Origin of the sequence: Haemophilus parahaemolyticus (genome assembly GCF_018373095.1) — a bacterium.
Taxonomy (GTDB): domain Bacteria; phylum Pseudomonadota; class Gammaproteobacteria; order Enterobacterales; family Pasteurellaceae; genus Haemophilus_A; species Haemophilus_A parahaemolyticus_A.
The window spans coordinates 19,810-36,434 of the sequence record NZ_JAHAHT010000002.1; the positions used below are offsets into that span (position 1 = coordinate 19,810).

Here is a 16,625-nt window from a genome sequence, read left to right on the forward strand (position 1 = left end):
TCATGGAACACTTTTGCCAAATTGAGGTGGTGTTTGCCCACAATGATGAGACAATTGCCGAGCCATTTTCACCGCCTGAACATTTTACAGAACGCCAGCTAAAGCGTTGGAAAAGCCGACGAATGGCAAAATTTTTGCTGAAAACGTTGCTCAAAAAGCACGGTTTTGATCCGAATTTAGCCGAACAGATTCAGCGAGCAAAAAATGGTCGCCCTTATTTCGCACAGCAAGAAATTGATTTTAACATCACACATTCGGGCGATTATGTCGCCATTATTTTTGCGAAAGTGGCAAGTGGGGAACGAAGCCCTGTAGTCGGTATTGATTTAGAGCATCCGCAAAAAATTCGCCGTTTTGAACCACTTATCCGCCACTATGCCGATGCGATTGAAGCAGAACAGTTGCTTGAAAAACCACAGATTTTGACGAATTTAGCAGAACGCTTTTATTTGAGCTGGTGTTTGCGAGAAGCAGTGCTAAAATCGCAGGGAGTGGGGATTATGAAGCTGTCGGAAGTGACTCACCGCCCCAATGAGAAAACGATAAAAAGCCAGCATTGTCCGCGAGGTGTTTTGCATTTTTATCATCAATTCCCGTTTTTTCTTGCCTATTTCTTTGGATTTTGCAACAGATACCAGCTAGATTTATGGGAATGGAAAAAGGGTGGTTTGCAAAAAAACTGTGCATTTCAACCGCTTGTTTATTCAGTCAATGAAGGAATATCGTATGAGTAATATCTTACAATTTGGTCAAAAAGACCTCGAAATTATTAAAGAAGAGACTGTCTATAAAGGACATTTTGAGCTAAAGAAAATCCATTTTCGCCATAAACTTTTTTCAGGCAAATTCAGTGGCGAAGTGGTGCGTGAATTACTTGTTAAAGGCGAAGCAGCAGCACTGATTGCTTACGATCCAAAATTGGATAATGTCGTTTTGGTTGAGCAAGTTCGCATTGGTGCATATCAAAAACATTCAGACCAAACCCCGTGGCTACTCGAATTAGTGGCAGGAATGGTGGATAAAGGCGAAGAGAACCCAGCCGAAGTTGCCAAACGCGAAGCCTTTGAAGAAGCGGGGATTGAAGTCAAAGAGGTCGAACACGCCTTAAGCGTTTGGGACAGCCCAGGTGGACAATTCGAACGTTTGCATCTTTTCCTCGGTTTAATCGACAGTACCCAAGTCGGCAACGGTTCAATCCATGGTTTGGAAGAAGAAAATGAAGATATTTTAGTACACGTAGTTCCTAGAACCCAAGCCTACCAATGGGTTATTGAGGGAAAAATAGATAACGTGATTGCGGTCATTGGCTTGCAGTGGTTGGAGCTAAATTACAAAAAATATCGCTGATTTATTAAGTGAAAAGTTTGATTTAGATCATCATTCTATTTATTTTAGCGAGTATAATCAAGTTGCCTATTATAGAGGCAATTTAATCAATCAATAACAAGAGGTTTATATGAAAAAAGTACTAACCGCATTAATGGTTTCAGGGATGGTCGCTTCAGCATCGGCAGCTGATTTAAGTGCAACATGCAAAGAATATTTTGCAGAAATTGATACATTTGTTGCAGCAGTTCCGGCAGCTCAACAAGAAATGATGAAACAACAATACGAAGCAAGCAAAAAACAAATTACAGCCTTACCCACAGCACAACAAGATATGATGTGCAAACAAGGTTTAGAGCAGCTTAAACAAGCAAAAGCAATGTTACCAAAATAAGTTAAATTACTACTAAAAAAGAGCCATAAAATGTAAATATTTATTATTTTGCATTTTAGACATAATAGAAAAAAGTGTTGGTAAGAATTATGAAAAATAATTAACCAACACTTTCCTAAGCCGTGTGATTATTTATAACGTCGCCAGAATGATCTGTTCTGGGTCAATTGTAGCTTGATTTCTATGTCAAGTTCCGCCTCAAGCGAAGATTCTGTTGTTGCACAAAATTGGATTTTATTAAGACTAACCATCACTTCATTTTGGTTGATAGAAGCCACCTTGCCCACAAAATTATTTACCGTAGTATTGCTTGTATTGAGCTTAATCCATGGGGCTTTAATCAGCAACATCACCACTCGCCCAAGCGTGAGTGCAAGGCGTTGGCTGCTTTTTTCGGTAATCATCGCACAAATCGGGGAATTTAACCCGTCAATCTCCACATCTACCCAAACCAATGCCCCTTTTTGCTTAAGGCAGAATAGATAAAATTATTACTAAAAAGTGGCTTAAAGTCTCACAGTACAAGGCTTTGAACCACTTTTGAAATATAAGTAAAAAACGATATTATTTATTCGCTAATTTTGCATCTAATGATAAAGAACCTGCCCCTCTCACTAAGAAAAGTAAGAATGCCATACAATACATAATAGCTATTTCGCCTTTGTTTGATAACGGATCTAATACCGTTTCTGGTGTCACATGAATAAAGAAATATGCATATGCCATTTGACCTGCTAACAAGAATGAAATGGGGCGAGTGAATAAACCTAATGCTAATAATAAGCCGCCGCCAATTTCTAAGATACCGCCTAACCCATACATTGAGAACAGAGGAACACTACCGTTTCCTCCTGTCATTGAGAAGGGAAATTCAAAGAATTTCGCTGTACCGTGTAATAAGAACATATAGCCGATAACCACACGTGCTAATAAAAATACTACTGGGCTAAGTTTTTCGAATTTTTCAAATACTTGATTCATAATGTTTCCTAATAAAGTTAAAGAAATGTAATAAAAAATATGGCTTGTATTGTAATTGAATCTTTCTGCTTGATCATTCCGATTTTTCTAAATAAACTTTTTAGCTCAGCTTAATAATAGAAAGTACGAAAGATGAATGATTTTAAAGCGATGTCGGTTTTTGTGACCGTGATTGAACGAGGTTCAATGCAGACTGCAGCAGAAAAGTTGGCGATGACGCCATCTGCAATTACCCAGTCGATCCAAAAGCTAGAACAGCAACTCAAAATTAAATTATTAAATCGCACCACCCGCAAAATTTCGCTTACAGAAGCAGGAGAAGTCTTTTATCAACATGCTAGTCAAATGCAGAAAAGTGCTGAAAATGCAATAAAAAGCGTCGAACTGTTGCGATCTTCTCCGATAGGTACGCTCAGAATTTCTTGCCCTTCAGGTTTAACCCGTTCTCCGTTTATTCAAGCCTTAAAATTAATTCTGGAAGAACATTCTGATTTCAACATGGATCTTTCTTTTAAGGATGAAGCGGTTGATTTAATTGAAGAAAGGATAGACATCGCTTTACGTATCGGCACGCGTGCATTGGAAGACAATATGATCGCTCGCCATATTTATGATGTGAAATTGGCTATCGTGGCACATAAAGATTACCTCGAAAAGCATTTTTTCCCACAAACCCCCGATGAGTTTTATCAGTTAGATTGGATTCATTTTGCTTCACTTGATCCCGACTATTTACAACTTTCTAGCCCTTTAGGCAAAGCTCATATTAAACCTAACTATCGTATTAAAACCAATACACTTTTGGCAAGCCGAGACTTAACGCTGCAAGGCTTAGGCATTTCTCTTCAGCCTATCCTTGAGATAGAAAAAGAGCTTGCTGATGGCACACTTGTGCAACTTTTGCCAGAATGGGAATTGCCGAAGAACCCGATGTATTTAGTCACTCTTCAGCGGATGCAATCGGAAAAAGTGAGAATAGCGGTAGAAGTAATTGTAGAGTATTTTGAGAAATTGAAAGGTTAAGCCCTCGCTAATGTCCAAACTTGTACCTCTTTTACACCTACACGTTTAATCTCTCTGCAAATCGCATTGAGCGTAGAACCTGTGGTCACAACATCATCTACAATTGCAATTCGCTCGTAAAATTTGCCCGCTTGTGGCTCAAAACGAAAGGTGTTTTTTAAATTCAAACGCCGTTCTTGAGCGGTGAGTTCACGCTGTGAAGCGGTATGCCTTATACGGCTAAGGCTTTTTGTATCAAGCGGAATATTCAGCCATCGAGAAAGATGGCAAGCAATCAACTCCGCCTGATTATAGCCTCGTTTCCAATGGCGTTGCCAAAAAAGTGGCACGGGCAAAATCGCTTCAGGAAGCACCAGACAATGCTCCCGTTGAGCTTGTTTTACAGCTAATAAAAGCAATCTTGCTAACGGCTGATCTAACCAATATTGCTGATGGAATTTAAAGCGATGAATCCAATCTGCAAGCGGTTTTTTATATACAGAGACTTGCACCATTCGCTGCCATTTTGGCTCATTTTGCAAACATTCTCCGCAAGATAAACTATTTTCAGCCAACAAACTGCCACAATGTCCGCAATAAGGCGAACAAGATAACAACTTGACGCAACGGCTACAAAAGCCGTGATTCACTATTGCCAACGACTTATCACAATGAAAACAGCGGAAACCTAATCTATTCATACGCCCTCCGCTATTTACTTTATCAAATTAGCAAAAATAATTTTTCGAGTGCATTCGAAAAGTTGAAAAATATTTTATTTCAACCAACTTTTTACAAACTCCGCAATTTCATCCACATCATTGATATTCAATCGATTTTCTCGTTCAATCGGGTAATCGGTGGCGGTGGCCATGGTCCATTCATCTAGTTCGGGTAAGGGCTTTTTAACCTCTTTTCGATGAAGTTGAATTTTGGGTAGAGCCTCGTGTTTAAAGCCTTCGACCAGCACCAAATCAACATCTTTGAAATTGGCAATAATTTGCTGAAAATCGACCGCTTGTTCGGGCGTTTCGGTCATTAATGCCCAACGTTCATCGCAGGCAATTGCGGTGGGATTCGCTCCCGCTAGACGCAATCGATGGCTATCTTTGCCTGGTTTATCTACATCAATGTTATGGTGTGAATGCTTGATTAAACCCACTTTGAGGTTGCAAGCGGTCAATTTTGGAATTAGTTTTTCCAACAGCGTGGTTTTGCCCGTGCCGCTGTAGCCTGTAATGGCTAGCACGGTGGGGGTTGTACGAGGCATTTCTGCTGTTGCCAATTCCTCTAATGTATTGAAATTTCGAAATGCGGCTGTTTGATCGGAAAAATCTACCGCAACGCTTTTTTGTTGTTGGAAGAATTGGTATAAGCGGCGTTCGCCCATTTGCAGGTAATCATTCAGTGCTTCTGCGACATTGCGATGAATTAACGCAAAAGTCGGGTGCGGACGTTCGCCATCGTGGGCATAAGCAATCTCTGCTTGGTTAATTTGTAAGGCTGTAAGTAGTTTTTTAAGCAAATTTTCGGGCAAAAATGGAGAATCACAAGGCACGAATAGCAGATAATCGCTTTCAATCTGATGAAAGCCTGTAAGCATTCCACTCAGTGCCCCTTGGAAATTGGGCATTTCGTCTTGGTAAAAAGGTAAGTGAGGGAAAAACTGCTGATATTCCGCCTGTGAGCGGTTGATATTCAAATAAACTTTTCCATTTACTGCTGATAATTGTGGGCTAAGACGTTGCAAAATATGTGCAATAAGTGGAAGATTTTGTAGCTTTTGTAAGCCTTTTTCTACGCCATTCATTCGGCGAGCTAAACCGCCTGCGAGAATTACAGCGTGAATTTGAGGTGAAGTTTTTTCTGTCATAAATAAGGGCTTTTCTTTGCAAAAAGAGTGCTAAAAGTATATGATCCGAGCCAATTTTCAACAAGATTTTTTAAGGATTTTCCAATGAAATGCAAACGTTTAGAAGAATTATTAGAGCTATTGGGCGACCATTGGCGTAAAAACCCTGATTTACATTTGATGGATATTTTGCAGCAGCTCTCGGTAGAGGTGGGCGAACCTGATAACTACCCTGCATTACGTGATGAGGTGTTGATTTATCAGTTAAAAATGCGTAATGCCGACAAACACGAGCCAATCCCAGGCTTAAAAAAAGATTACGAAGATGATTTTAAAACAGCACTTTTACGTGCACGTGGAATTTTGAAAGACTAATGTGGTCTAATAGAAACCATATTTTTTAAAGGAAATTAAAATGAAAAAAATGTTATTAAAAACTACATTCGTTGCACTTTCTGCATTTTTCGCAGTAAATTCGACCGCTTTTGCGTCAAATCCTGTGGAAGGTAAAGAGTACAATATCGTTCGCCAAGCACCATCGGCTCAAAAAGAGGTGCTGGAATTTTTCTCTTTCTACTGCCCGCATTGCTATGATTTTGAATTGAATTACAAAATTCCTTCACAAATTAAAGCAAACTTGCCTGAAGGCACAAAATTGGTGCAATATCACGTGAATTTCTTAGGTCGACAATCTGAAAACTTAACTCGTGCGTGGGCGTTTGCGATGGCTCAAGGCGTGGAAGATAAAGTAAAAACAGCGTTGTTTGAAGGGGCACAAAAAGATGCGTTTAAATCAATGGACGACATCAAGGCGGTATTCGTGGCAAATGGCGTAAGTGCGGAAGATTTCGATAACGGCATTAACAGCTTTGTGGTCAATGGTTTGGTAAACAAACAAGTTCAGGCTGCGGAAGAGTTCAAAGTTCGTGGTGTGCCAGCTTTCTTCGTAAACGAGCAGTATGAAATCAATTTAAGTGGTTTCTCAGATTCCACCTCAACTAACGATTTCATCAAACGCTATGTAGATGCAGTAACGTTTTTAATTAAAAAATAATCGTAAGGCGGCTCCAAACCCGCCCTACCAAGAAAATTAAAGGGCTTTTGCCCTTTTTTTGTGATTTTCCCTAGGATATCCATATAAGAGAAATATCAATGAAACTTTCCCACTCAATTGTATTTGCAATCTTTGGACTAAATCTGACCGCTTTCGCACAGGCAGAAGTGGTGCAACCGCAAGAAAAGAAAATGGCTGAGCCTAAAAATGATTTAACCGAACGCTTCCAAGTGGCTCAACCAAAACCTAAAACTCAGCCTGATACAGAACAAACAGAAACATCAGGCACGGTGTCGATGACAAAAGAAGAATTAGCTCAGCACCCTGATTTAATCGTACGAGGCTTAATTCCAGCTGTGTTACAAAACAACGAACAAGCGGTCGAATTATTGCTGCCGATGTACCAAAACTTGCCAAAGCAAGATCCATTCTTACGTGAGTGGGCAGAAGCGATTTCGGCTAAAGCACAAGGCAATTTTAGCCTTGCAGTAGAACGTTACCGCTCGCTCTTTGCACAAAAATCGGATATTCCTGCTTTGCGTTATCAGCTCGCTCAAGCCCTCTTTTTAAATAACAATAATGAGGCAGCAAAAGACCAATTCCAGAAATTGCGTGCGGAAAATTTATCGCCCGATTCAGTGGCAATTATCGACCAATATTTGACCGCTTTAAATAAACGTGATCAGTGGAAATTTAGCGGTGGGATGAGCTTCCTTAACGAGACTAATATCAACAATGCACCTAAAGCGGGCACGAGAGTAGGCGGTTGGGAAGCATGGAAAAAAGAGAGTGCACAGGGCTTTTCTTACTACTTTAATACGGAGAAAAAATGGTCATTACCAAATCAATTTTTTACCAAAATAGCGTTGGATGCTTCGGGAAAATATTATTGGGATAACAAAAAATATAACGAGCTTAATGTGCGGACAGGCATCGGTTTAGGCTATCAAACTGCGCGTTTTGAAATTGCTCTTACCCCCTTTACCGAGAAACGTTGGTATGCGGGTGGTTCATCGGGCAGTGAATCGCTTAAACAATATTCAAAAAACTCAGGTGTGCAGCTTGAAAGTAGTTACTGGCTGAATGAAAAATGGCAACTTTCAAACGTATTGGAATATGGTGAACAACGCTACGACTGGCGTAAGCACCTAAACGGCAACAACTATTTGTGGTCAAACACGCTCTTATATGTCCCAAAAAGCGGGCAATATTGGTTTGCAGGTTTGGATTACAATCGTGAAAATACTCGCGATAAAGACAACGCTTACCAACGCACCAGTGCACGTTTAGGCTGGGGGCAAGAATGGGACTGGGGAATTTCTAGCCGCATCTCGTTTTCTTATGCGAAGCGAACTTATCAGGCACATCCTGCTCCAGATTTAATCGGCAAAATACAAAAAAATGATGAATATTCTTCTGCTTTAACGCTCTGGCATCGTGACTTGCATTTCTTTGGCGTGACACCAAAAGTGACGTGGCAATATCAGAAAGTAAGCAGTAATCACCCATTTTATAGCTACGATAAAAATCGGGTTTATTTTGAGATGAGTAAAACATTTTAAACTGTGATATGCTTAATCTTGTTGTAAATAACATTTCTCTTAGTGTTGGAGGGCAGCTTATCTCCGCCTGATAAATCTTGGAAAATTCAGGGTGGAGATAGCTCTCTACATAGGATTAACGTAAAGATAAAAATAAAATGAAAACACTACCCGAAATTAAATCTGTTTCTGTCATTGCGAAAACCGCAATTTTCGAAGTGCAATCGGTCGATTTACGTTTTTCTAATGGTGAGGAACGCACCTATGAACGCCTTACGCCACAACGCCGTTCTTCAGTGATGGTTTTGCCAATTCACGAGGGTAATTTAATTTTTGTACGGGAATATGCCGTGGGTTCTGAGCGTTATGAACTTACCTTTCCGAAAGGAATTATAGATGCGGGCGAAGAGCCGATTGAAAGTGCCAATCGTGAGTTACAAGAAGAGATTGGTTTTGGTGCACGTAAAATGGAGCCGTTACGGAGTTTATACAGCGGTCCGAGTCATATGTTTGGCTTAATGCACGTTTTTGTGGCAGAAGATCTTTATCCATCCAAACTTGAGGGCGATGAACCTGAACCGCTTGAGCTGGTTCACTATCCGTTGGCAAAAATCGATGAATTACTTGCCTCCCCTGATTTTGCCGAAGCCAGAAATTTATCCGCCCTCTTTTTATTAAAAGCATATTTAAATAAGAATACGGAAAAATAGAAAAAAAGGACGGAACTATGCAAACACTTAATCAATCCTTGTTGGATAAAATCGTAAAAATCGCCCAAGATGCAGGTGAACACCTCAAAGATTTTTATGCGAAATCGGTCGAGGTGCACATTAAATCAGACAAAACACCCGTAACTGAGGCGGATCTTTTTTTAAGCCAATTTATCACTGAACAGTTAAAACAGCTTACGCCATATGTGCCTGTGCTTTCGGAAGAAAATTGCGATATTGCCTTTGAAGAGCGTCAAAAATGGGATGAATATTGGATTATCGATCCACTGGATGGCACGCAACAATTTATCAATCGTACTGATCAATTTGCGGTGATTATTGCTCTTGTGCAAAAACAAATTGGCAAAAATCGCCCTGTCTTAGGCGTTATCCACGCTCCTATCTTGGAAAAGACCTACTTTGCAATGCAACATTTTGGCTGCTATTTGCAAGAAAAAGGTGAAATTCGACCGCTTCACGGCTTGAAACAAGCTGGCTATCGCGATCACAATCTGCATATCGCGATTGGTTTCGTACATCCTGATCATATCGAAGATAACCTCAAACCGCCTTATCAAGCTACTTTTATGGAATATGGCTCAAGCAGTTTAAAATCGGGCTTGGTAGCGGAAGGAATTAGCGATTGCTATATCCGTTTTGGCGACACTGGCGAATGGGACACTGCTGCATCAGAAGTTCTACTTAGCGAAATTGGTGGCGAAATTTTTGATCTGCATTTTGAACCGCTCAGTTACAATGAACGCGAAACGCTGATTAATCCTTATTTTATTATGGTGCGCGACAGCCAGCACGATTGGCAGAATGTCTTTCAATTTAATAAGTTGTAGCGATTAGTAAAAACAGCGAAAATGTTGCATTATTGTTAAAACTTATAATCTCATTAGGAATAAAAATGAACATAGAAAATTGTTGTATCGTGATTTTTGGGGCTTCGGGGGATTTAACCTTCCGTAAGCTCATCCCCGCACTTTATAACTTACATAAAGTTGGCAGATTAGGCGAGCATTTTTCGGTACTCGGTGTGGCTCGTACGGAATTAAATGACGAGCAATTCCGAGCAAAAATGCGTGATGCGTTAATTAAATTTGAGAATGCAAGCGGTGAAACTTTAGATGAATTTTGCCATCACCTTTACTATCAAGCAGTAAATACTTCCGATGCATTAGATTATGTGAAACTCTTGCCTCGTCTTGACGATTTACACGACAAATATGGTAGTGCGGGCAACACGCTTTACTACCTTTCAACCCCACCAAGTTTATATGGCGTGATCCCAGAATGCTTGGCAGCACACGGTTTAACCACCGAAGAGTTCGGCTGGAAACGCATTATTGTGGAAAAACCATTCGGCTATGATATTCAAACTGCAAAAGCATTAGACGTGCAAATTCACCGCTTCTTTGAAGAGCATCAAATCTACCGTATTGACCACTATTTAGGCAAAGAAACTGTGCAAAACTTGCTCGTGTTACGCTTCTCAAACGGTTTATTTGAACCACTTTGGAACCGCAATTACATTGATTATGTGGAAATCACAGGGGCAGAATCAATTGGCGTGGAAGAACGTGGTGGCTATTACGATGGCTCAGGTGCGATGCGTGATATGTTCCAAAACCACTTATTGCAAGTGCTTGCCATGGTTGCAATGGAGCCACCAGCGATTATCAACGCGGACGCAATGCGTGATGAAGTAGCAAAAGTGCTTTACTGCTTACACCCACTTTCTAACGAAGATTTGAAAAATAACCTTGTGCTCGGGCAATACACCGCCGCAGAAATCGATGGTGAAATGGCGAAAGGTTATTTAGAAGAGAAAGGCGTCCCAGAAGATTCCAATACAGAAACCTTTATGGCATTAAAATGTGAAATCGATAACTGGCGCTGGGCGGGTGTGCCTTTTTATGTTCGCACAGGTAAACGATTACCAACCCGCGTAACGGAAGTGGTTATCCATTTCAAAACTACACCGCACCCCGTGTTTAGCCAAAATGCGCCTGAAAATAAATTGATTATTCGCGTGCAACCTGATGAAGGTATCTCAATGCGTTTCGGTTTGAAAAAACCAGGTGCAGGCTTTGAAGCAAAAGAAGTGTCAATGGACTTCCGTTATGCTGATTTAGCTTCTCCGAGTCTTCTCACTGCCTACGAACGTTTATTGTTAGACGCAATGAAAGGCGATGCCACCCTATTTGCCCGTACTGATGCAGTGCACGCTTGTTGGAAATTTGTGCAGCCTATTTTGGATTATAAAGCCCAAAATGGTCGTGTCTATGAATATGAAGCAGGTACTTGGGGACCAAAAGAAGCGGATAAGCTGATCGCCAAACACGGCAGAGTATGGCGTAAGCCTTCAGGTATGATGAAGAAAAAAGTGTAATGAATTTTCCCCTCGCCCTTTGTGGGAGAGGGGATATGATAGAGAACCTAAAATGAAAAAAGTTATCTTCCCTACCGCTCAACAAGCAGTCGAAAAAATCGCTCAGGAATTGAAAGCATATAGCGAACAACATCATCCTGTGCATATCTCTCTTTCTGGCGGTTCAACGCCCAAATTATTATTTAAAACCTTAGCTCAAGCTCCGTTTGCCAATGAAATTCAATGGCAAAATCTCCATTTCTGGTGGGGGGACGATCGTATGGTTCCACCACAAGATCCTGAAAGCAATTATGGCGAAGTACAAAAACTGCTCTTCGATCACATCCAAATTCCTGCCGAGAACATTCACCGCATTCGTGGCGAAGAAAATGTCGAACAAGAATTGGTAAGATTTTCGCAAGAATTGACCGCTTGCGTGCCAGATTTAGCCTTCGATTGGATTATTCTTGGAATGGGCAACGACGGGCACACCGCCTCGCTTTTCCCACATCAAACTAATTTTGATGATCCGAATGTTGCTGTGATTGCCAAACATCCTGAAACAGGGCAAATTCGCATTTCTAAAACCGCGAAATTATTGGAAAACGCCAAGCGTATTACTTACTTAGTGACTGGCACGGCAAAAGCGGAAATTTTGAAAGAAATCCAAGAAACGCCCGCAGAAAACTTGCCTTATCCAGCTGCAAAAATTCAGGCAAAAAATGGTGTAACAGAATGGTACTTGGATAAAACGGCAGCTAAATTGCTATAACAAGTTGAGTATCAAATATTACAGGCTTGCAAAATGATAGACTACAAAGTGAATGAACCAATTTCAGTTAAACAATTTATTGAATTGCTAAATAAAACAACGCTCGGGGCACGCCGTCCGTTAGATGATGAAAAACGTGTCGCGGCAATGTTGCACCATGCGGATTTATTAATCACCGCTTGGGATGGTGAACGATTAGTGGGAGTGGCACGTTCCGTGACGGATTTTGCCTATTGCTGTTATTTATCTGATTTAGCGGTTGATGAACAATATCAAAAACAAAGTATCGGTTTGCAATTGATTGAACACACTAAACAAGCCTTACATCCACAAGCCAAAATTGTGCTGTTATCGGCGCCACAAGCCGTGGATTATTATCCGCATATTGGATTTACACAGCATATGAGTGCATGGACAAAGAGTTAATTTATTAGTATTGTACGGACTAAAATAAGATATAGATACATTAGATGCGGAGTGGCTTTAATGTTGAATTTAGATAATAAAAAATTTGTTGCCGTTAAAAACACCTCAAATGGTGAAGTGAGTAGCCAAACAGAATTTCATTACCATCAACAAGGTAAAATGATTTGGGCCGAATATGGTGGTGGTGAAATTTTAAAAGGTTTTTTAATTGGGAAATGGATAAACGACACACAAATTGAGTTCACTTATCAGCATTTAAATCAAGCATTAGAAAATCGTTTAGGGAGTTGCTTAACAACATTTTCAATTGAAAGTGGAAAATTAATTGGCAATGAACAATGGCAATGGTTAGATACTTTTGAAGAAGGATGCTCTTTAATTAAAGAGGTTTAATGTCTTCTCTCCCTTTGTGGGAGAGGATTAACCAATAAAATCAACATACAACTTGAGGTCTTAATGAATTTAAGAGAAAAAATCGATAATAGCCCAATGGGCGTTTACCAGTGGGCAATCGTGTTAATGGCTGCCGTAATGAACTTTTTAGACGGCTTTGACGTGCTTGCCATCGCCTTTACTGCAACCAATATCAGCAAAGATTTTGGCTTGAGCAAAACCGAATTTGGGATGCTCGTGAGTGCAGGGTTAATTGGTATGGTAATCGGCTCAATGGTGCTGGCACCACTTGCCGATAAATTCGGTCGTCGCCCAATTTTATTACTTTCTGTAGCATTTTCTGCAGTGGGTTTGGCGGTTTCTGGATTTTCTACTACATCTGAAATCCTTGCGTTCTCACGTATTCTTACAGGCTTAGGCGTAGGCGGTATTTTGGTAGGCACTAACGTAATCACTAGCGAATATTCATCGAAAAAATGGCGTAGCTTTGCGATTAGTGTTTATGCAGCGGGCTTTGGTATCGGTGCGATGATTGGCGGGATTATCGCGAAATCGTTACAAGCCGCTTACTCTTGGCACGCTGTTTACTTTGCTGGTGCCGTAATGACGGCAGTCGTTTTTGTGGTACTTTGGATTTGGTTACCAGAATCAATCGACTACCTCAATTCAAAACAGCCACAAAATGCTAAAGCACGTTTAAATAAAATTGCACATAAACTCGGCTTTGCAGGCGAATGGGATTTAACGTCAAAAGCAGAGAAAATGGCAGTAAAATTGCCGATCTGGGAGCTATTTGGCAAAAAATATCTGCGTTCTACGCTATTATTATGGCTCTCATTTTTTGCGATTATGTTCTGCTTCTACTTCATCAGCTCGTGGACCCCTGCGTTGTTAAAAGAAGCAGGAATGACCATGGAAGAGAGTATCAATGTGGGAATGATGATCTCGCTTGGCGGTGCAGCAGGCTCATTGGTTTATGGCTTAATCGCCAGCCGCTGGTCTGCACGTAGCGTGTTGATGCTATTTACTGTAGCGTCTTCAATTGCAATTGTAGTCTTTATTCTTTCAAGTGCGAACCTTGCGATTGCAATGGTACTTGGCGTGGTAGTCGGTGCGTTAATTAACGGTTGTATCAGTGGTTTATATACCATCAATCCAGCTACTTACGATGCGGATATTCGCAATACAGGTGTGGGCTGGGCGATTGGTGCAGGTCGTGCAGGTTCAGTACTTGCTCCAACGGTTGCGGGAATATTGCTTGACTCAGGATGGGAAAAACAAACGCTTTATATCGCTGTAGCGGGTGTGATGTTAATTGCAACTGTGGCATTAGCCTTTAAGAAATCGCACGTAGAGATTAGAAGACAATAAGCGGTCGAATTTTAAGAGCATTTCGTAAAAATGCTCGAAAGCCTCCTCTTTGCTAAAGTAGGGGGATTCGTTAGAAACGTAAATTTTCACTTAAATTTGACCGCTTGTAGGGGAATTTATGGATCATACGTTAATTGTTTTTGATATGGATACACATTGCTTAGAGCGTAATATGTGCAGGAAAATCAGTAGTAAATTGGGAAAAGATAATAAAAATTTAACCATTTACAGCCCTTATGCATAACGTAGGATAAAATCAAAAATCATGGTGGGCTAAAGCCTACCCTACCAACAGGAGAAAAAAATGTCAGTAAAAGGCGACATCGGTGTTATCGGCTTAGCCGTAATGGGGCAGAACCTTATTTTAAATATGAATGATCACGGCTTTAAAGTGGTGGCGTATAACCGCACAACTTCAAAAGTGGATGAGTTCTTAGAAGGAGCTGCGAAAGGCACAAACATTATTGGGGCGTATTCTTTAGAAGACTTGGCGTCTAAATTGGAGCGTCCGCGCAAAGTGATGTTAATGGTGCGTGCGGGTGATGTGGTGGATCAATTTATTGATGCATTATTACCGCACTTGGAAGAAGGCGACATCATTATTGATGGCGGTAACTCAAACTATCCAGACACAAACCGTCGTGTGAAAGCCTTAGCGGAGAAAGGTATTCGCTTTATCGGTTCTGGCGTGTCAGGCGGTGAAGAGGGTGCACGTCACGGACCTTCCATTATGCCAGGCGGTAATGCAGAAGCGTGGCAATATGTGAAACCAATCTTCCAAGCGATCTCGGCGAAAACTGAACAAGCCGAGCCTTGCTGTGACTGGGTGGGCGGCGAAGGGGCTGGTCATTTCGTGAAAATGGTTCACAACGGTATCGAATATGGTGATATGCAATTAATCTGCGAAGCCTACCAATTCTTAAAAGAAGGTTTAGGCTTAAGCTACGAAGAGATGCAGTCTATCTTTGCAGAATGGAAAAAAACCGAGCTTGATAGCTACTTAATCGACATCACCACCGACATTCTTGGCTATAAAGATGCCGACGGCGAGCCGTTAGTAGAAAAAATCTTAGACACTGCAGGTCAAAAAGGGACAGGTAAATGGACGGGTATCAACGCCTTAGATTTCGGTATTCCATTAACCTTAATCACTGAATCAGTGTTCGCACGTTGTGTATCTTCATTCAAAGACCAACGTTTAGCCGCAAGCCAACTCTTCAACAAAACCATCACACCAGTTGAAGGTGACAAAAAAGTATGGATCGAAGCGGTGCGTAAAGCATTATTAGCTTCAAAAATCATCTCTTACGCACAAGGCTTTATGCTCATTCGTGAAGCATCAGAACAGTTCGGTTGGAATATCAACTACGGTGCAACCGCATTGTTATGGCGTGAAGGTTGTATCATCCGCAGCCGTTTCTTAGGCAACATCCGTGATGCGTACGAAGCGAACCCAAATTTAATCTTCTTAGGTTCAGACAGCTACTTCAAAGGCATTTTAGAAAATGCGTTAAGTGACTGGCGTAAAGTAGTGGCGAAATCGATTGAAGTGGGCATTCCAATGCCTTGTATGGCATCGGCTATCACTTTCTTAGATGGCTACACCTCAGCACGTTTACCAGCAAACTTATTACAAGCTCAACGTGACTACTTCGGTGCACACACTTATGAACGCACGGACAAACCACGTGGCGAATTCTTCCACACCAACTGGACGGGGCGTGGTGGTAATACGGCTTCAACCACTTATGACGTGTAAGTATTAAAATAAAAAGGCAATAATAGACCAAAGTATTGGTAAAAATGAGCTTAGATCTTATAGTACAAAGCTTTAAGCTCACTTTTACTAACTGTTTTGTCTATTATGCCTTTATATTAGGAATTTGTTTGTTCTGTTGAAAGTTGCCAGCCTTGCTGACGATATTGTTTATAACGCTCGCGGGCTTGGATTTTTTCCGTTTCATCTACAGGTACAAACTCAATGACTTGATTAAAACTCGCTATAAATTCAGGGATTTGCACTTGCAAGCTAATCAATAAATCGCGACGTTGGGCATTGCGTTTGCCTTTCCAGCTGATTTCAATAGGAGTTGGGTATTGCGTCGTTTCGCCAGAAAGATTATGTGGTACAAAAGAGTCTGGTTCCTTCATCCAAAGTAGCTCGTCAATCTCCAATGCCTGTTGCTCTGTTTCGCACGCAATCAACACGCGTTTACCTAGCCGCCATGCTTTTTCTGCTAAATCACATGCTTGCTCATGAATATTATCTTTATTATTTAAAACATAAAATTGAACTTGTTTCATTGAATTATCCTTGAAAAATATAAGATATTTGAATTTAAACGTTGTTTTAGCTGTTCCAAACGGCACTCTGGATCTGTACGTTCAATTAAAGTTTTGGCAAGTGTCATAAGTTATCTTTACAT

The 16,625-nt window shown here is 40.9% G+C and carries 20 protein-coding genes; 15 read left to right on the forward strand and 5 right to left on the reverse strand.

Features of this window, described 5'->3' with window-relative positions; genetic code table 11:
• Nucleotides 1-2: 2 nt before the first annotated feature.
• From KH943_RS00450 to KH943_RS00460, 3 genes are all read left to right on the forward strand, one after another.
• On the forward strand, nucleotides 3-734 hold the full coding sequence (locus KH943_RS00450; RefSeq protein ID WP_304106265.1) for a 4'-phosphopantetheinyl transferase family protein: 732 nt from the start codon (nucleotides 3-5) through the stop codon (nucleotides 732-734).
• The gene (gene nudF, locus KH943_RS00455; protein ID WP_304106268.1) at nucleotides 727-1,347 is read left to right on the forward strand and encodes an ADP-ribose diphosphatase; all 621 of its coding nucleotides are present in this window, start codon (nucleotides 727-729) and stop codon (nucleotides 1,345-1,347) included. The genes KH943_RS00450 and nudF overlap by 8 nt, the downstream gene beginning before the upstream one ends.
• A 109-nt stretch (nucleotides 1,348-1,456) precedes the next feature.
• Nucleotides 1,457-1,720 (forward strand): DUF5339 domain-containing protein, encoded by a 264-nt coding sequence (locus KH943_RS00460; protein WP_304106270.1) that lies wholly within the window; start codon nucleotides 1,457-1,459, stop codon nucleotides 1,718-1,720.
• Nucleotides 1,721-1,848: 128 nt separating this feature from the next.
• Here KH943_RS00460 and KH943_RS00465 read toward each other — a convergent pair whose 3' ends face one another.
• Nucleotides 1,849-2,175, reverse strand: a complete 327-nt coding sequence (locus tag KH943_RS00465) for a TOBE domain-containing protein (protein ID WP_304106272.1) — start codon at nucleotides 2,173-2,175, stop codon at nucleotides 1,849-1,851.
• 109 nt (nucleotides 2,176-2,284) lie between these two features.
• Nucleotides 2,285-2,701 (reverse strand): DoxX family protein, encoded by a 417-nt coding sequence (locus KH943_RS00470; protein WP_304106274.1) that lies wholly within the window; start codon nucleotides 2,699-2,701, stop codon nucleotides 2,285-2,287.
• Nucleotides 2,702-2,833: 132 nt separating this feature from the next.
• On the opposite strand from KH943_RS00470, the gene KH943_RS00475 reads away from it, so the two are divergent.
• Entirely contained in the window at nucleotides 2,834-3,724 is an 891-nt protein-coding gene (locus tag KH943_RS00475) for a LysR family transcriptional regulator (protein WP_304106276.1), read from the forward strand.
• Here the strand turns inward: KH943_RS00475 and KH943_RS00480 are convergent.
• Entirely contained in the window at nucleotides 3,721-4,404 is a 684-nt protein-coding gene (locus KH943_RS00480; protein ID WP_304106278.1) for a phosphoribosyltransferase family protein, read from the reverse strand. The genes KH943_RS00475 and KH943_RS00480 overlap by 4 nt on opposite strands.
• A 74-nt stretch (nucleotides 4,405-4,478) precedes the next feature.
• Nucleotides 4,479-5,576 carry a molybdenum cofactor guanylyltransferase MobA gene (gene mobA / locus KH943_RS00485; protein WP_304106280.1) on the reverse strand — a complete coding sequence of 366 codons (1,098 nt, stop codon included), beginning with the start codon at nucleotides 5,574-5,576 and terminating at the stop codon, nucleotides 4,479-4,481.
• A gap of 84 nt (nucleotides 5,577-5,660) precedes the next feature.
• Here mobA and KH943_RS00490 point away from each other — a divergent pair, with 84 nt between their 5' ends.
• The 11 genes from KH943_RS00490 to gnd all read left to right on the forward strand — a co-directional run bounded on the left by KH943_RS00490 (nucleotide 5,661) and on the right by gnd (nucleotide 15,958).
• Entirely contained in the window at nucleotides 5,661-5,930 is a 270-nt protein-coding gene (locus KH943_RS00490; RefSeq protein ID WP_005705434.1) for a YihD family protein, read from the forward strand.
• Between the two features lie 40 nt (nucleotides 5,931-5,970).
• Nucleotides 5,971-6,609 carry a thiol:disulfide interchange protein DsbA gene (dsbA, locus tag KH943_RS00495; RefSeq protein WP_304106283.1) on the forward strand — a complete coding sequence of 213 codons (639 nt, stop codon included), beginning with the start codon at nucleotides 5,971-5,973 and terminating at the stop codon, nucleotides 6,607-6,609.
• Between the two features lie 98 nt (nucleotides 6,610-6,707).
• A complete protein-coding gene (locus KH943_RS00500; RefSeq protein ID WP_304106285.1) occupies nucleotides 6,708-8,171 on the forward strand; it encodes a surface lipoprotein assembly modifier in 1,464 nt (487 codons plus the stop codon).
• Nucleotides 8,172-8,308: 137 nt separating this feature from the next.
• On the forward strand, nucleotides 8,309-8,860 hold the full coding sequence (gene nudE, locus KH943_RS00505; protein ID WP_111427822.1) for an ADP compounds hydrolase NudE: 552 nt from the start codon (nucleotides 8,309-8,311) through the stop codon (nucleotides 8,858-8,860).
• 17 nt (nucleotides 8,861-8,877) lie between these two features.
• Nucleotides 8,878-9,708, forward strand: a complete 831-nt coding sequence (gene cysQ / locus KH943_RS00510; RefSeq protein ID WP_304106286.1) for a 3'(2'),5'-bisphosphate nucleotidase CysQ — start codon at nucleotides 8,878-8,880, stop codon at nucleotides 9,706-9,708.
• A 65-nt stretch (nucleotides 9,709-9,773) separates the two neighbouring features.
• Complete coding sequence (gene zwf / locus KH943_RS00515; RefSeq protein WP_005705386.1) at nucleotides 9,774-11,258, forward strand: glucose-6-phosphate dehydrogenase; 1,485 nt, start codon at nucleotides 9,774-9,776, stop codon at nucleotides 11,256-11,258.
• A 52-nt stretch (nucleotides 11,259-11,310) separates the two neighbouring features.
• Entirely contained in the window at nucleotides 11,311-12,009 is a 699-nt protein-coding gene (pgl, locus tag KH943_RS00520; protein WP_304106289.1) for a 6-phosphogluconolactonase, read from the forward strand.
• A gap of 33 nt (nucleotides 12,010-12,042) precedes the next feature.
• On the forward strand, nucleotides 12,043-12,435 hold the full coding sequence (locus tag KH943_RS00525) for a GNAT family N-acetyltransferase (RefSeq protein WP_304106291.1): 393 nt from the start codon (nucleotides 12,043-12,045) through the stop codon (nucleotides 12,433-12,435).
• Between the two features lie 60 nt (nucleotides 12,436-12,495).
• The gene (locus KH943_RS00530; protein WP_304106293.1) at nucleotides 12,496-12,828 is read left to right on the forward strand and encodes a n-acetylglutamate synthase; all 333 of its coding nucleotides are present in this window, start codon (nucleotides 12,496-12,498) and stop codon (nucleotides 12,826-12,828) included.
• Nucleotides 12,829-12,891: 63 nt separating this feature from the next.
• A complete protein-coding gene (locus KH943_RS00535; protein ID WP_304106295.1) occupies nucleotides 12,892-14,199 on the forward strand; it encodes an MFS transporter in 1,308 nt (435 codons plus the stop codon).
• A 304-nt stretch (nucleotides 14,200-14,503) separates the two neighbouring features.
• Entirely contained in the window at nucleotides 14,504-15,958 is a 1,455-nt protein-coding gene (gnd, locus tag KH943_RS00540; protein WP_304106297.1) for a decarboxylating NADP(+)-dependent phosphogluconate dehydrogenase, read from the forward strand.
• 116 nt (nucleotides 15,959-16,074) lie between these two features.
• Here gnd and KH943_RS00545 read toward each other — a convergent pair whose 3' ends face one another.
• A complete protein-coding gene (locus KH943_RS00545; protein ID WP_304106299.1) occupies nucleotides 16,075-16,503 on the reverse strand; it encodes a DNA polymerase III subunit chi in 429 nt (142 codons plus the stop codon).
• Nucleotides 16,504-16,625 lie beyond the last annotated feature (122 nt).

What these genes read in the sequence shown, in the direction of transcription:
- KH943_RS00450 (WP_304106265.1), top strand. Translation starts at nt 3, where the DNA reads ATGGAACACTTTTGCCAAATTGAGGTGGTGTTTGCCCACAATGATGAG.
- nudF (WP_304106268.1), top strand. Translation starts at nt 727, where the DNA reads ATGAGTAATATCTTACAATTTGGTCAAAAAGACCTCGAAATTATTAAA.
- KH943_RS00460 (WP_304106270.1), top strand. Translation starts at nt 1,457, where the DNA reads ATGAAAAAAGTACTAACCGCATTAATGGTTTCAGGGATGGTCGCTTCA.
- KH943_RS00470 (WP_304106274.1), bottom strand. Translation starts at nt 2,701, where the DNA reads ATGAATCAAGTATTTGAAAAATTCGAAAAACTTAGCCCAGTAGTATTT.
- KH943_RS00475 (WP_304106276.1), top strand. Translation starts at nt 2,834, where the DNA reads ATGAATGATTTTAAAGCGATGTCGGTTTTTGTGACCGTGATTGAACGA.
- KH943_RS00480 (WP_304106278.1), bottom strand. Translation starts at nt 4,404, where the DNA reads ATGAATAGATTAGGTTTCCGCTGTTTTCATTGTGATAAGTCGTTGGCA.
- mobA (WP_304106280.1), bottom strand. Translation starts at nt 5,576, where the DNA reads ATGACAGAAAAAACTTCACCTCAAATTCACGCTGTAATTCTCGCAGGC.
- KH943_RS00490 (WP_005705434.1), top strand. Translation starts at nt 5,661, where the DNA reads ATGAAATGCAAACGTTTAGAAGAATTATTAGAGCTATTGGGCGACCAT.
- dsbA (WP_304106283.1), top strand. Translation starts at nt 5,971, where the DNA reads ATGAAAAAAATGTTATTAAAAACTACATTCGTTGCACTTTCTGCATTT.
- KH943_RS00500 (WP_304106285.1), top strand. Translation starts at nt 6,708, where the DNA reads ATGAAACTTTCCCACTCAATTGTATTTGCAATCTTTGGACTAAATCTG.
- nudE (WP_111427822.1), top strand. Translation starts at nt 8,309, where the DNA reads ATGAAAACACTACCCGAAATTAAATCTGTTTCTGTCATTGCGAAAACC.
- cysQ (WP_304106286.1), top strand. Translation starts at nt 8,878, where the DNA reads ATGCAAACACTTAATCAATCCTTGTTGGATAAAATCGTAAAAATCGCC.
- zwf (WP_005705386.1), top strand. Translation starts at nt 9,774, where the DNA reads ATGAACATAGAAAATTGTTGTATCGTGATTTTTGGGGCTTCGGGGGAT.
- pgl (WP_304106289.1), top strand. Translation starts at nt 11,311, where the DNA reads ATGAAAAAAGTTATCTTCCCTACCGCTCAACAAGCAGTCGAAAAAATC.
- KH943_RS00525 (WP_304106291.1), top strand. Translation starts at nt 12,043, where the DNA reads ATGATAGACTACAAAGTGAATGAACCAATTTCAGTTAAACAATTTATT.
- KH943_RS00530 (WP_304106293.1), top strand. Translation starts at nt 12,496, where the DNA reads ATGTTGAATTTAGATAATAAAAAATTTGTTGCCGTTAAAAACACCTCA.
- KH943_RS00535 (WP_304106295.1), top strand. Translation starts at nt 12,892, where the DNA reads ATGAATTTAAGAGAAAAAATCGATAATAGCCCAATGGGCGTTTACCAG.
- gnd (WP_304106297.1), top strand. Translation starts at nt 14,504, where the DNA reads ATGTCAGTAAAAGGCGACATCGGTGTTATCGGCTTAGCCGTAATGGGG.
- KH943_RS00545 (WP_304106299.1), bottom strand. Translation starts at nt 16,503, where the DNA reads ATGAAACAAGTTCAATTTTATGTTTTAAATAATAAAGATAATATTCAT.